This window comes from Corynebacterium tuberculostearicum (genome assembly GCF_046097255.1).
Taxonomy (GTDB): domain Bacteria; phylum Actinomycetota; class Actinomycetes; order Mycobacteriales; family Mycobacteriaceae; genus Corynebacterium; species Corynebacterium tuberculostearicum_J.
The window spans coordinates 392,967-406,689 of record NZ_CP175770.1; the positions used below are offsets into that span (position 1 = coordinate 392,967).

General features: G+C 60.6%; 14 protein-coding genes and 1 tRNA gene. 8 read left to right on the top strand and 7 right to left on the bottom strand.

Annotated features, from left to right (window positions below):
- Nucleotides 1-641: 641 nt before the first annotated feature.
- Nucleotides 642-725: transfer RNA gene (locus ACKFRY_RS02055), tRNA-Ser, on the bottom strand.
- A 177-nt stretch (nt 726-902) separates the two neighbouring features.
- Here ACKFRY_RS02055 and ACKFRY_RS02060 point away from each other — a divergent pair.
- Nucleotides 903-1,859, top strand: coding sequence for an NAD(P)H-quinone oxidoreductase (locus tag ACKFRY_RS02060; protein WP_408923407.1), 957 nt, complete (start codon nt 903-905; stop codon nt 1,857-1,859).
- Here ACKFRY_RS02060 and ACKFRY_RS02065 read toward each other — a convergent pair.
- On the bottom strand, nt 1,856-3,112 hold the full coding sequence (locus ACKFRY_RS02065) for an aminotransferase class V-fold PLP-dependent enzyme (protein WP_408923081.1): 1,257 nt from the start codon (nt 3,110-3,112) through the stop codon (nt 1,856-1,858). The genes ACKFRY_RS02060 and ACKFRY_RS02065 overlap by 4 nt on opposite strands.
- Nucleotides 3,113-3,286: 174 nt before the next feature.
- Here ACKFRY_RS02065 and ACKFRY_RS02070 point away from each other — a divergent pair, with 174 nt between their 5' ends.
- A complete protein-coding gene (locus tag ACKFRY_RS02070) occupies nt 3,287-4,177 on the top strand; it encodes an ABC transporter permease (protein WP_408923082.1) in 891 nt (296 codons plus the stop codon).
- Nucleotides 4,178-4,223: 46 nt separating this feature from the next.
- Complete coding sequence (locus tag ACKFRY_RS02075; RefSeq protein ID WP_005323203.1) at nt 4,224-5,027, top strand: ABC transporter ATP-binding protein; 804 nt, start codon at nt 4,224-4,226, stop codon at nt 5,025-5,027.
- Here ACKFRY_RS02075 and ACKFRY_RS02080 read toward each other — a convergent pair.
- Nucleotides 5,024-5,692, bottom strand: coding sequence for a GNAT family N-acetyltransferase (locus ACKFRY_RS02080; RefSeq protein WP_408923083.1), 669 nt, complete (start codon nt 5,690-5,692; stop codon nt 5,024-5,026). The two genes, ACKFRY_RS02075 and ACKFRY_RS02080, sit on opposite strands and share 4 nt — an antisense overlap.
- A 94-nt stretch (nt 5,693-5,786) precedes the next feature.
- Here ACKFRY_RS02080 and ACKFRY_RS02085 point away from each other — a divergent pair, with 94 nt between their 5' ends.
- On the top strand, nt 5,787-6,710 hold the full coding sequence (locus ACKFRY_RS02085) for a glycosyltransferase (protein ID WP_408923084.1): 924 nt from the start codon (nt 5,787-5,789) through the stop codon (nt 6,708-6,710).
- Here the strand turns inward: ACKFRY_RS02085 and ACKFRY_RS02090 are convergent.
- Genes ACKFRY_RS02090 through ACKFRY_RS02105 form a run of 4 tightly spaced genes read right to left on the bottom strand, consistent with a single transcriptional unit; the run spans nt 6,707 to nt 8,837 of the window.
- Nucleotides 6,707-6,979, bottom strand: coding sequence for a hypothetical protein (locus tag ACKFRY_RS02090; RefSeq protein WP_408923085.1), 273 nt, complete (start codon nt 6,977-6,979; stop codon nt 6,707-6,709). The two genes, ACKFRY_RS02085 and ACKFRY_RS02090, sit on opposite strands and share 4 nt — an antisense overlap.
- 23 nt (nt 6,980-7,002) lie before the next feature.
- The gene (locus ACKFRY_RS02095) at nt 7,003-7,443 is read right to left on the bottom strand and encodes a GtrA family protein (protein ID WP_005323207.1); all 441 of its coding nucleotides are present in this window, start codon (nt 7,441-7,443) and stop codon (nt 7,003-7,005) included.
- Between the two features lie 11 nt (nt 7,444-7,454).
- Entirely contained in the window at nt 7,455-8,363 is a 909-nt protein-coding gene (locus tag ACKFRY_RS02100; protein ID WP_408923086.1) for a hypothetical protein, read from the bottom strand.
- A gap of 9 nt (nt 8,364-8,372) precedes the next feature.
- Nucleotides 8,373-8,837 (bottom strand): hypothetical protein, encoded by a 465-nt coding sequence (locus ACKFRY_RS02105; protein ID WP_005329751.1) that lies wholly within the window; start codon nt 8,835-8,837, stop codon nt 8,373-8,375.
- Nucleotides 8,838-8,871: 34 nt separating this feature from the next.
- Here ACKFRY_RS02105 and ACKFRY_RS02110 point away from each other — a divergent pair, with 34 nt between their 5' ends.
- From ACKFRY_RS02110 to ACKFRY_RS02125, 4 genes are all read left to right on the top strand, one after another.
- Complete coding sequence (locus ACKFRY_RS02110; protein WP_049377094.1) at nt 8,872-9,147, top strand: hypothetical protein; 276 nt, start codon at nt 8,872-8,874, stop codon at nt 9,145-9,147.
- Between the two features lie 126 nt (nt 9,148-9,273).
- Nucleotides 9,274-10,689 carry an FAD-binding oxidoreductase gene (locus ACKFRY_RS02115; RefSeq protein ID WP_005329755.1) on the top strand — a complete coding sequence of 472 codons (1,416 nt, stop codon included), beginning with the start codon at nt 9,274-9,276 and terminating at the stop codon, nt 10,687-10,689.
- A 37-nt stretch (nt 10,690-10,726) separates the two neighbouring features.
- Nucleotides 10,727-11,485, top strand: a complete 759-nt coding sequence (locus tag ACKFRY_RS02120; RefSeq protein WP_239279095.1) for a decaprenylphospho-beta-D-erythro-pentofuranosid-2-ulose 2-reductase — start codon at nt 10,727-10,729, stop codon at nt 11,483-11,485.
- Between the two features lie 194 nt (nt 11,486-11,679).
- The gene (locus ACKFRY_RS02125) at nt 11,680-13,656 is read left to right on the top strand and encodes a galactan 5-O-arabinofuranosyltransferase (protein ID WP_408923087.1); all 1,977 of its coding nucleotides are present in this window, start codon (nt 11,680-11,682) and stop codon (nt 13,654-13,656) included.
- Nucleotides 13,657-13,723 lie beyond the last annotated feature (67 nt).

The window sequence follows — 13,723 nt, forward strand, 5'->3', positions numbered from 1 at the left end:
TCGCACACAGAATTGGAAGCCCCTGGAAAAATAGGAACCAGCGTCCGTGTGACAATTGTGAATATTGAGACACAGTTTTACCCCCATACGGGGAGTGCATAATTTATTTATTTTTATACATTTTCAATCTACCCCAGCCGAGCCACCCCTCCCAAGAAGGCGCTTCAGGCCACCCGGCCCAGTCACAAAGGTGACTACCGCAGATCTGTATGCAGGCACTTTGTTTTCATCCTTTCTAATGCTGACTTAGGGGCCGCTTAGCTTTCCCTCTATCTAAGTTGCATTTTTGCATACCTTATAGAGCAAACTATGCACCTAGTTGCACCTTCACCAGCACCAATGTACCTAGTGGTGCAGGCTTTGATTTGACATATAATCTCACAGGACTCTTAGGTGGCCCTTTCTCTTTCTAATACTGAATAGACAAACGTATTAAAGAACTAATACATGCCGTCGAATGGGGATTCTAATACCGCATATCCGACAGCGAGTTTGACTGTTGACGGCTCAACTACCGGGCTCGAATTTACGTAATAGAAATTCCCATTTGGTAGCGCTATGGCATCGTCACTGCATTAAGCCGGCACGCAATAGAAAAAGCGCAGTCCCTAGCCATCACTGACTAGGGACTGCGCCTGCGGCGGAGACGGCGGGATTTGAACCCGCGGAGGTATTACCTCGCCGGTTTTCAAGACCGGTGCATTCGGCCGCTCTGCCACGTCTCCATGTTGTTCTTCGAAAACACTCATCGTGCCTACGAAGCAACTTGGTCAGTGTACTAAATAGATAGCCCGGTTTCCCAAAAAGCCACCTGCAGCGCTGAATGTCCCCGCAGGATGCTCCGAATTTCGTGGCACAGGACACACCAGGTTCGTTAGATTGGATCCATGACTACAACACACATGAAGGCCATCGTTCAGACCGACCCGCAGGATCGTCGGTCCTTAGAGCTCCACGAAGTCGATGTCCCGCAGCTGCGTCCAGGCGAAGTGCTTGTGAAGGTGCAGGCAGCAGGCGTTAACCGCGGCGATATCCTGCAGACGATGGGTGCCTATCCGCCACCACCGGGGGCGTCGGAAATCTTGGGCTTAGAAGCAGCAGGCACCATCGCCGATGCCGGAGATACGAACTGGGAGGTAGGCACCGAGGTGGGCTGCCTGCTTGCCGGTGGTGGCTACGCCGAATACGTCGCGGTTCCGCAGGGCCAGCTGCTTCCCGTGCCTAAGGGTTTGAGCGTCGAGGAAACTGCAGCAGTGGTTGAGGTCGGGTGCACCGTGTGGTCCAACCTGGGCATTGAGGCGGGCCTTCACGAAGGCCAGCGCGTCCTCATCCATGGCGGGGGCGGCGGCATTGGCACTTTTGCCATTCAGGTAGCCAAGGCGCTCGGCGCAGAGGTGGCGGTGACGGCTGGCTCGAAGGAAAAGTTGGAGCGTTGCCGCGAGCTAGGCGCCGATATTCTCATCAACTATAAGGAGCACGACTTCGTAGAAGAGTTGAAGGGAAGCTGCGATGTCATTTTGGACATCATCGGCGCGAAATATCTGGAAAAGAATATGAAGTGCCTGGCCAAGGACGGCAAGCTCATCATCATTGGCATGCAGGGTGGCACCAAGGCGGAAATCAACTTGGGCGCCATGCTGCCCAAGCGCCTGACCGTCCAGGGCACGACGCTGCGCGCCCGCGACTTAGAAGACAAGGCACAGATTGTGGCGGGCACGGTAGAAAATGTGTGGCCCATGTTGGAAGACGGCCGCGTAAAGCACGCGCTGCACGCCACTTACCCGCTTGCCGACGCCGCCCAGGCCCACACCGCCCTAGACAGCGGCGAGGTCACCGGCACCTTGGTTCTTACCGTTTAAGCCAGCGAGGCTACGACGCGGATGAGATGCTCAACGTCGTGATAGGTGTTGAAGGGGCCGAGCGCAACAGTAACGGCACCGCCAATTTCTTCCACGCCCATCTCCGTGAGCAACGGGGTCTGCGGGGCAAGCGTGGTAACAAGGCCGTTATCAAAGAGGCGCTTGTGCACGGTCTCGGCCGGAACACCCTTTACTGCGAAGGTGAGGCGCGGCAGGCGATCGTCGGAGGCGCCTGCGGCAGCCTCCCCGGTCACGCCAAGAATATGCACGGCGGGCAGGGTGCTCAAGAAGGAATAGAGGTCAGCGCGCAGATCCTCCAAGTAGACGCTGAGCGCATCCATGGAGGTGCGCAGGCGCTTGCGGCGCGAGCCGCTCTCCCCACCGGCGAGGGCGGCAAGATGGTCCACGAGCGGTCCGACACCGCCGGCCAAGCCAGAGGAAATGGGTGTTTCCAGCTTGCGAGAACCCTTGCCGGTATGCACCGGATCGAGGGCGTCGAGGCGGCGGAACATGCGGGTATCGCGGAAGACAAGCGCCGCTAGCTGCGGTCCGCCCAGCAATCCCAGGTCGAGGCCTAAGATATCGGCGCCGAGATCATCGAAGTTGATGGGGCGGTAGGGAGCGATCGCAGAGACGTCGAGAAGCGTCCAAGCACGGGAGCGCTCATGGACTGTGTCAATGATCTCCGCGGCCGGGGAGACCGTGCCCAAAAGCTCGTGCGCGGCGGAAAAGGCGACGAGGCGCGTGGAGCCGTCGACAAGCTCGGCAAATTGGAAACCTGGCAGCTCACCCGTGCCCAAGTCTGGCTGGGCCCAGCGGGCCTCTGCCTTGACCTCAGAGAATGCCGAGTACAAAGACGGCGGATCCAGCTTGGAGAGCACCACCGAGGAATTGCTGCCCAATAGCGGACGGGCCGCGTGCGCCAAGGACTGGTACAACACGGGCAAAGACGGGCCAAGCACCACGCGGTCTGCCTTAGACCCGGTCAGATCCGCTACAGCCATGCGTGCGGCGGTGTAGTTACCCTCGCCTTCCAAACGGCCCGGCGCGGGCGTGGCAGAGTGGGCGCCGCCTGGCCCCTCCTGGGTGGCCACCGCAGTGGACATCCGGAAGGAGCGCGCCACGCCGGAGGCGACGCGCTCAGAAATTTGGGGCACCGCGTGCGCGTTGAGGTAGGTCCAACCATCAGATAGCCCGGTGTATAAACCGCGCACACTGAATACGTCGTAGTGTGCCGAAGCTCCTGCTGGCATTACGGTCCCCTTCTGTATCGCACTAGGCATCGCCACACAGTGGCGGTCGGTTCCCTACTGTATACGCGTTTGGCCCAAGTTTCCCAAATCTGAATTTTCGCTGGATATCGATGTTTTCGCAGGCCGGCGGCGTGTAGTTCCCGTTTGTCCAGCCCGCGCGCTAGGGTGTTGAGCGTGCAAGATAACAATCAACTGCGCGCTGATATCGCCCGCATGACCTCCCAGCCAGACGGCGAGGCCACCCCAGCGTCCCAGTCCGAGACCCTCAAGGCCGCCTTCGCGGACTTGGCGCAGGGTGCACAGCAGCGCGAGCTGTGGTTCAAACTGGGCATTCAAGATATTAAGCAGCGCTACCGCCGCTCTGTCCTGGGCCCGTTTTGGATCACCATCGCCACCGGCGTGATGGCCCTTGCCTTGGGCCTGTTGTATTCCATGCTCTTCCAGATTCCCGTCGCAGAGTTCCTCCCCCACGTCACCGTGGGCCTTATTATGTGGACCTTCATCTCGGGTTGCATCAAGGAAGGCTCCACCGTCTTCATTGACAACGAGGGCTTGATTAAACAGCTCCCCGCCCCGCTGTCGGTGCACGTTTACCGCTTGGTGTGGCGCCAGACGTTGTTTTTGGGCCATAACCTCATCATCTGGTTGCTGCTCATCCTTATCTTCCCGCGCAACTTGGGATGGGAGTTCTTCCTCTTCCTCCCAGGTCTGGCGTTGTTGTTGGTCAACGGCGTGTGGGTCACGATGTTCTTTGGCATCATCGCTACCCGCTTCCGTGACGTCGCTCCGCTGCTAGAAGCACTCACCCAGCTGCTGTTCTACGTCACCCCGATTGTGTGGATGACCAATACCTTGAAGGACCAGGGCGGTGCGGTGGCCGGCCGCGCCCGCATTGCGGAGATCAACCCGCTCTACCACTACCTGGAAATCGTCCGTGCGCCCATGATCGGCGAGCCGGTGGCCGCCTACCACTGGTGGATCGTCATCGGCTGCACCGTTATCGGCCTGCTCATCGCCGGCTTGGTCATGCGCAAGTGGCGCTTCCGCGTCAGTTATTGGGTTTAAGCCCACGCCCTGCACTTCCTGAGATTCCTCGAAAGGATACAGACTGATGGTCTCGATTGATACGTATAACGCGTGCGTGGACTTTCCCATCTTTGATGCCAAATCCCGCTCGCTAAAAAAGGCCATGCTTTCTTCCGCCGGCGGCGCCATTGGCAAAAATGCCCAGAACACCGTCGTGGTGGAGGCGCTGAAGGATATTAACCTGCACCTGCGCGAGGGCGACCGCGTGGGTTTGGTGGGCCATAACGGCGCCGGCAAGTCCACCTTGCTGCGCCTTTTGTCTGGCATTTATGAACCCACCCGTGGTTCTGCCGATGTGCGCGGCCGCGTGGCCCCCGTCTTTGATTTGGGCGTAGGCATGGACCCGGAGGTCTCTGGCTACGACAACATCATTATCCGTGGCCTCTTTTTGGGCCAGTCCATCAAGCAGATGAAGAAAAAGATGGATGAGATTGCGGAGTTTTCTGAACTCGGCGATTATCTCTCCATGCCGCTGCGCACCTATTCCACCGGTATGCGCGTGCGCTTGGCGCTCGGCGTAGTGACGTCCATTGAGCCGGAAATCCTGCTGTTGGATGAGGGCATCGGCGCCGTCGACGCCGCTTTCATGGCCAAGGCCCGTGTACGCCTACAAGAGCTGGTGAAGCGCTCCGGCATCCTGGTCTTTGCTTCCCACTCCAATGACTTTTTGGCGCAGCTGTGTAATACCGCGCTATGGATCGACCATGGCGAGATCCGCTCGGTGGGCGAGGTTTCCGAGGTCGTCGGCGAATACGAAGGCCCTGAGGTGGGCGAGTATGTGCGCGACCTGCGCGAGCGTTTTGAAAATGAGGACACCAGCGGCAACTAGCTGAGCATATGCAGCAGCTGCTCGCCCACTCCGGTTACCTCCAGCTGCAAGCCATCCGGCCGGTGATAGTCCGCGGTGCTAAGACGCGCGCTGACCACCGGCCGGTTGATCTTTTCTGGGCCGGCAGGCTCTTCCTTTTCCTCGGTATATATGCGGTAACCCATCTTTTCACTCACCCGGGCCGAGGCACGGTTGGTTTCTACCCAACAGGTGCGCAGCGAATGCGCATCAAGGTGTGAGAAGGAAAACTCGGCCACCGCTTGGCGGATAAGCGTGCCATAGCCTTGGCCTTGGAAGCGGTGCAGTACCCATGATGCGGTCTCCACTTCCCGCGCGGCCGCAAAGTTTTCCGCCGATAGGTCCACCACACCCACCATTTCTTGGGTTTCTGCGTCGCGGGCAATGAAATCCAAGGTCCAATTATTGGCGCGCAGCTGCGCCCGGTGCTCCCACCGGTGCTGCGCCATGGCAGCGGGAGTATTCCTCTTTTCATCAAAGAGCCAGGGAAAGGCATGCTCTGGGATATTCGCGCCATAGATATCTGTCGCGCGCACCTGCGCCACGCAGGCGATGTCTTCATCGCGCATGACGCGCAGGTCGACTCCACGGCCAGTATCATCGCTGGCCCGAATGGTCACCGCAAAAGGCGGCCAGATATTTTCCATACACTTCACAGTATCCACAAAGCAGCGGTCATATCTAGTTTTCGCTTCACCCACGCGGAGTGTTTCTGCGCTGGTCCCCTACCCCGGTGGCAAGATGGAACCCATGACTGCCACCCTGACTTCCACCGGTTCCACCGCCGCCGTCATTGTTACCCATCAGCGCGCCGAGCTGCTGCGGGCCTCGCTTGAACAGGTGGTACACCAAACCCACCCTGTGCAGTGGGTAGTCGTGGTGGATAATGGCGCGGAAGATGCGGTGCGCGAACTCGTCGAATCCATGGCGGGTGACCGAGGCGTCTACGTACCTTCGGAAACCAACCTGGGCGGCGCTGGCGGCTTTGCACTGGGCTTTCTCACCGCGCTTTCCTTGGGCGCCGATGCCGTGTGGTGCGCCGATGATGATGGCCGCCCCGCCGATCACACGGTACTAGCGGAGCTGTATCGAGTGGCCGAAGGCAACCGCCTGCATGAGGTCTCCCCGGCGGTATGCAATATTAACGATCCCGGCCGCCTCGCCTTCCCCCTGCGCCAGGGGCTGGTATGGCGCCGCCGGATGGACGAACTGGAAGGCGATTTCCTGCCCGGCATCGCCTCGCTTTTTAACGGTGCGCTGATTTCCGCCGCGGCCATGGAGATCATTGGCGTGCCGGACTACCGCCTGTTTATCCGCGGCGATGAGGTGGAATACCACCGCCGACTGGCCAACTCCGGGCTCTCCTTCGGCACGGCGCTGACCGCCAGCTATCTGCATCCGGACGGATCGGATGAGTTCAAACCCATCCTGGGTGGCAAAATGCATACCCAGTACCCAGAAGGTGAGTTCAAGCGCTTTTTCACCTACCGCAATCGCGGCTACCTGCTGTGGCAGCGCGGCATGCGCAAGCTACTGCCGCAGGAATTTGCCCGTTTTGGCTGGTTCTTCTTGGTCCAGCGCCACGACCCAGCCGGCTTTATCGAATGGCTAAAACTCCACAACCGCGGGCGCCAAGAAGATTTCCGCCGCCCTAACCGGGGCTAGGACGGATCCTGCTTGGCGACGACCCTGACCCCCGCCTTCCTAAAAATAATCCAGCGTTGCACCGCAAAGTTCACCACGGTGGCGGTGCCCTGCGAGATGGCAAAGGCCACCGCCCGCGCCGGATCGGCGCTCAGCAGGCCGAAGCCGATCTGCAGGAGCCAGGTTAAGGAGACGTCGATAAGCGCGGCAAGTGCCCCGTCACCGCGAACCTGGCGCTTTGCGCGCGCAGGCTGGTCGAGCGCGAAGCCCGCTGGGCCGCGCCACGCCACGTCCGTGGGGAGGCTGCTGCCCTCTATTTTTCCTTAAAGATAAAGGCCCTTTGGATGGCAAAGTTGGTCACCGTGGCCACGCCTTGGGCGATGACGAAGGCGATGGTGTCTTTCACCGCGCCCTCAAAGCCGAGGGCCATAAGCGGCTCATTGAGCACCCAGTACAGGAAGTTTTGGACCGCAAAGGTAGAGGCGTACAAGATGCCCACGGTCGCGGCCGTGCGGCCAGATACCTTGGCCCCAAAGGTCCACCGCGCATTGGCCAGGTAGGCAGCGATGGTGCCAAAGACCCAACCGATGGCCTTGGCGGCGGAACGGTGCAGGCCTAAATACGTCAATAAAAGCGTGAGACCGTAGTCAATGGCGGCGGTAAATACGCCCACGGAAATAAAACGCACCAGCTGGGTGTGCAGCGAGGTGGACGAGGGCTTTACTTCTACGGCGTCGTCAGCGGAATTAGTCACGAGTGAGTAGCCTACCCGCGCAAGAGCGCTCGGTACATGTCCAACCGATCCACCGGCGCGGCGGATTCGGCACCATAGGCGCCTATCCCGGCCAATTGCTGTAACGAGGCCGCACACAGTTCCCGCACGTCGGCGCCGGAGAGCGCCGTGCCATCATCATTGACCCAGCCAAGCGCATCCATGGTGGTTTCCACGACGGAATCGGTCAGCTCCGCACCACCCATGCAGGATAGGGCGAGCGCCATGGACCAAAAGGCGTCTTTTCCTTCATGGGTCACCTCGCGCGGCAGGCTGGCGAGCACGCGGGAAGCATGCGGTGTGAGGTCGGTTTCCCTGCCTAGGTCCATCGCTTGCAGCAGTGGGACGAAGTCATAGAGTTTGGTGCGCTCAATCAAATCGCGCACGGGGGACGATACCGCGGAAAAGACTTCATCGGTAACCTCTTGGCCGGTCAATTCACGGTTCACGCTGGTCAGCTCAAAGGGCTGGAAGAGCGAGCCCGAGCCGCCTACGCACAGCGCCTCTGGGGTGCCATTATCGCGGGGATAGATCTCGGCTACTACCAGCTCGAAGTCCCACAGTCCCCAAGCGAAGTCGATTTGATCGCCCTCGCGCCAGAGGAATTCGGAGGCCTGGCGCTCCGGATCGATGCGCGGGCCACGGGCCTCGGTGTGTTCATAAAAGTGCCAGGGAGATTCCTCCTCCGGCAGGCCAAAGCAGATGCGCAGTACGCGGTGCAGCTCGGTGAAGGTCAGGGCATCGCTAAAACCAATCTGGCGGTGCACCTCGCCATCGGCGCGAATATTCGCGGCTTGGCAAATGATGGTGAGGGGCTCGCGCTTGAGGGATACCACGCTATCGGCGCGTTTGGCCCGCGCCTGTGCGATATCGGTGACCCCTGCGTTCATGAGCCCCACCATACGCAAATTTTAGGAAGCTAGTTTTGCAATATCGCGAGCTTCCAGCTCACTAATAAGGAACGTCAGCGCCGCGCCTATGGCACCCAAGAGGGTCCACGGACGCTTGGCACCGCGCTTGCGCAGGAACTTCACCATGCGGCGGGAAAGGGCAACGTTCATCCAGCCGCCCAGGATGAGCAGCAGCACCACTGCGGCAAAAATGGCCCACGGCTTGAGGCCTTGATCGTCACTATCCTGCGGCGAGCGCGGCTCATCGCCGTCCTGCTCGGCGTGCGCGTTGGTATAGGCCACTAGGGCGCTAAAGCCAAAGAAAGACAAGGTATACGCGGTGATCAAACCGCCCTTGGACTTGATCCAATCCGGATAGGAGGTCGCAATGCCCACGGCGGCGGCCTGGGTGATGCGGCCAGCCAGCGTGTCATCGAGGGCGTAGTTGTCTTGGCGCTGATCATGCGTCTCACGGTTGTTGGTCATAGCGACTACTTTAAGCGGCGGTAAGCTAATGCGCATGTACTCGGAAAAGACAGAGCATATGACGCCGGCGCAGCAAGCGGCACAGGATGTGCGCGCAGAGGACGATAAGCGCAACGGCCACTTCGAGGCCACAGAACATACCGATGTGCCGTTGAGCCCTTTCATGACTCGCCTGATGGCAGAGGAATTGCCCATGCTGGATTCCTCCTCCCGCGCTCGCGTCTATGAGCTTTTGCGGGAGTACGACGGCCCGATTATTGAATCCCAGGAGGAACTGCCGGAGGAGATCCGCGCGCTCATGGATCTGTAAACGGTCACATTCGGGCAGTACAAGCGTCCGTTTTGTTCCGAATATCACTCGCGCCACTCCAGCCACCCTCCTGTGAGCTAGGTAGGCTAGAGAAGCGACATAAATCCGTCGAGCAAAGAGTAAGAGATGGAATTACATACTACTGAAAAGTCCCTGCACGGCTGGGGCCGCACCGCCCCGACGACCGCCCACGTGCTCGCCACCGAAGACGTGGACGTCATCAAGAAGGCCGTGGCCCAGGTTGCAGAAGATAACTCGGATAAGCCCGCCCACCTGCGCCGCGGCGTCATCGCCCGCGGTATGGGCCGCTCCTACGGTGACCCCGCCCAAAATGGCGGCGGCCTGGTCATCGACATGCAAAAACTCAATAAGATCCACTCCATCGACCCAGAGTCCGCTCTGGTGGACGTCGATGGCGGCGTCACCTTGGACCAGCTGATGAAGGCCGCCCTGCCTTATGGCCTGTGGGTTCCGGTTCTGCCGGGTACCCGCCAGGTCACCATCGGTGGCGCAATCGGCCCGGATATTCACGGCAAGAACCACCACTCCGCCGGTTCCTTTGGTGACCACGTGGTCTCCATGGAGCTGCTCGTGGCCGATGGCCGCGTGCTGCACCTGACCCCGGAGGGCTCCGAGGATGACCCGAGCGGCGACCTCTTCTGGGCCACCGTTGGCGGCATGGGCCTGACCGGCATCATCTTGCGCGCCACCATCCGCATGACCAAGACGGAAACCGCCTACTTCATCGCGGATACGGACCGCACCGATAACTTGGATGAGACCATCGCTTTCCACTCCGATGGCTCCGAGCACAACTACACCTATTCTTCCGCCTGGTTCGATGTCATTTCGCCCGAACCAAAGCTGGGCCGCTCCACCATTTCTCGCGGCTCGCTGGCCACCCTGGCACAGCTGGAAGAACTCGCCCCGAAGCTGGCCAAGGATCCACTGAAGTTCAACGCGCCGCAGCTGATGACGGTGCCGGATATCTTCCCGTCTTGGACCATGAATAAGCTCTCCCTCTCCGCCGTGGGCTTGGCGTACTACACCATGGGCGCACCGGCGAAGAACCAGGTCAAGAACCTGACGCAGTTCTACCAGCCGCTGGATCTCATCGGCGAGTGGAACCGCGGCTACGGTTCCAAGGGCTTCCTGCAGTACCAGTTCGTGGTACCGACCGAGGCCGTGGAGCCGTTCAAGGAGATCATCCGCGATATGCAGCGCTCCGGCCACTACTCCGCCCTCAACGTGTTCAAGCTCTTCGGTGAAGGCAACCGCGCGCCGCTGTCCTACCCGATGCCGGGCTGGAACGTCTGCGTGGACTTCCCCATCCGTCCGGGCCTGGGCAAGTTCCTGGATGACCTGGACCGCCGCGTGATGGAATTCGGCGGCCGCCTCTACCTGGCCAAGGAATCCCGCACCTCCGCGGAGAACTTCCACAAGATGTACCCGGGCATGGAAGGCTGGCTGAAGACCCGCAACGAGATCGACCCGACCGGCGTCTTTGCCTCCGATATGTCCCGCCGCCTCGAGCTGCACTAATCACTGGAAATAACACCTTTAAGGAGATTTACTGACCATGCTTAATGCAGTAGGCCAAGCACAACACATCCTGCTTCTGGGCGGCACCTCCGAGATCGGCCTCGGCGTCGTCTCCGAGTTCCTGCAGCGCGGCCCGGCCAAGGTCACCCTGGCCGCCCGCCCGGAGTCCCCACGCATCGCCCAGGCCAAGGCTGACCTGGAATCCCGTGGCGCTGACGTAGAGGTCCTGGACTTCGATGCCACCGACTTCGATTCCCACCCGGACGTTATTAATAAGGCCTGGGCCCGCGGCGACGTCGACGTGGCCATCGTTGCCTTCGGCACCCTGGGTGACCAGGAAGAGCTGTGGCAGAACCACGACAAGGCCGTTGCCTCCGCACAGACCAACTACACCGCACCGGTTTCCGTGGGCGTGCTCTTGGGCGAGAAGTTCAAGCACCAGGGCCACGGCACCATCATCGCTATGTCCTCCGTGGCAGGCATGCGCGTGCGCCGTTCCAACTTTGTCTACGGCGCCTCCAAGGCCGGCGTGGACGGCTTCTACATCAACCTGGGCGAGGCCCTGCGCGGCACCGGCGCCAACGTGCTGGTTGTGCGCCCAGGCCAGGTGCGCACCAAGATGTCCGCCGAGGCTGGCGACGCCCCACTGACCGTCAACGTCTCCGACGTTGCCGAGGCCACCGTCAAGGCCGTGCTCGATGGCAAGCAGTCCATCTTCGTACACCCGCTATTTGAGTACGTTTCTTTGGCATTCAAGTTCATCCCGCAGGCCATCTTCCGCAAGCTGCCGTTCTAAACGCCGCAGCTTTCCGCGCTGGCGCTAGCCGGCCGGCTCGCCTCCGCCCCGCCCCCGCTCTTTCGCCTCGCCGCACGCCCGCGGCGAGGGAGGTGACGGGGGCGGTGGTGTATCAGGGGGACGTCGGCAAGCAAGTGCTCACCTGCCCGCGCCAAATCTGGGCTGTGGGGCTTGGGTATGCGAAACTAATGGGCATGACAAGCACCGCTGTACCCGCCCAGTCAACGCCCGTGAGCGAGGATAACCGCACCGAGGCCTACCGCGCCGATGCGCTGACTCCTCGCGCGACCCTACTGGGTTTTGTGCTGGCCGCCCTGGCCGGTGGCGTGGTAACGCTGCTGGGCTGGTTTGCCTTCAAGACGGTCTCGCTGCCGTCCTTTAATACCTCCATGGTCACCCGCGCGCTGACCACGGTGGGGGTGGTGCTCACGCTGGCCATGGCCGGCGGGCTGTGCGTGTGGTGGCTCTATGACCACTACAAGGAGTCCTTTACCCGGCCGCGCTGGCGGTCCTGGCTGACCTACGCGGTCACCTACCTCTCCCCGGCCCTATTGACCCTGGCCGCCGTGGGCCTGCCGTTGTCCGCCTCCCGCTTGTGGCTCGATGGCGTGCAGGTGGACCAGGCCTTCCGCACCCAGTTCCTCACCCGCTCCGTGGATGAGATGGGCTATGCGGACATGAACTACCAGGACATGCCGTCCTTCTATCCGATTGGCTGGTTCTGGCTGGGCGGCCGCTTGGGTGCGCTCATGGGAATTCCGGGCTGGGAGGTCTACCAGCCCTGGGCGCTCATCTCCATTGCCGTGGCCGGCTGTATTTTGGTGCCCATCTGGCAGCGCCTGACCAGTTCCCTGCCGGTCGCCACCGCCATCGCCCTGGTGACCACCGCAATTACGCTCACCATCGCGGCCGAGGAGCCCTATTCCGCGGTCATTGCCATGGGGCTGCCCGCCATTGCGGTACTGAGCGCCCGCGCCTTCCGCGGCTCCTGGCTGGCCACCCTGGGAATAACGCTCTACCTAGGCATTTCCGCTACGTTCTATACCCTTTTCACCGGTGCGGCCGCACTTACAGTAGTCAGCCTCATCGCGCTGTTTACCGCGCTCTATGAGCATACGTGGCGCCCCATCCTGCGCCTGGTAATCATGGCGGTAGGCTCCATTGCCATCGCGCTTATCGCCTGGGGGCCCTACCTATGGTCGGTCATGCACTCACCGGCGCCACTGCAAACCACCGCGCAGCACTACCTGCCGGAGGAAGGCACGCAAATTCCAGTGCCTTTCTTGTCTTTCAGCATTGTGGGCTTCCTCTGCCTCATGGGGCTTATTTACATCGTCATCCGCCTCAATGACGTGGAGGTACGCGCGCTGGGTATTTCCCTTCTTGGCACCTACCTGTGGACCGTGGTGTCTATGGTGGCAACCCTGGCCGGCACCACGCTGCTCAGCTTCCGCCTCGAGGTCATCGTGGTCCTACTCTTTGCCACCGCCGGCATCCTGGCCCTGGCAGAGATTCGCCTACTCGGCGTGCACCGCCTCTACCCGGCGCGTTTCTCCCACACCACCAATAAGCAGATCACCGCGGTCTTTGGCATCATCTTGGCCCTGGCCGGCGTCTTCTATGCGCAGCAGATCCCAGAGGCCAACGAGGACGCCATCGATCACGCCTATAGCGATACCGATGGCTATGGCGAACGCGCGGACCGCTTCACCAGCGATTCCGCCCACTACTACCTGGATATCCACAACTTCATTCAGGACCAGGGCTATACGCCGGATGAGACGGTGGTGCTCACGGATGAAAAGACCTTCATGTCTTATTACCCCTACTGGGGCTTTAACGCCTTTACCAGCCACTACGCCAATCCCTTGGGCGAGTTCAGCACCCGCAACGAGCAGATTGAAACTTGGGCCAATGATTCCTGGGATATGCAGCCGGAGGAGTTCCGCAAGGCCTTGGATTCTGCTCCCTGGCGCGGCCCGGATGTCATGATTTTCCGCGGCGATCTGGAAAATAAGGACGATGGCTTCAAGCTCCACCTAGCAGAAGATATCTATCCCAACCAGCCGAATATTCGCTACCGCGCGGTCTTCTTCAATGCCGACGTTTTTGATAAGGGCTGGAAGTTGCAGCAAACCGGCCCCTTTGTAACAGCAGTTCGCACCAAGTAAGTTCACCCACACTTCCCGCCCGCGGCAGGGTGTGCCCGCGGGCCGAGGGGGTTATCTGACGTAGACT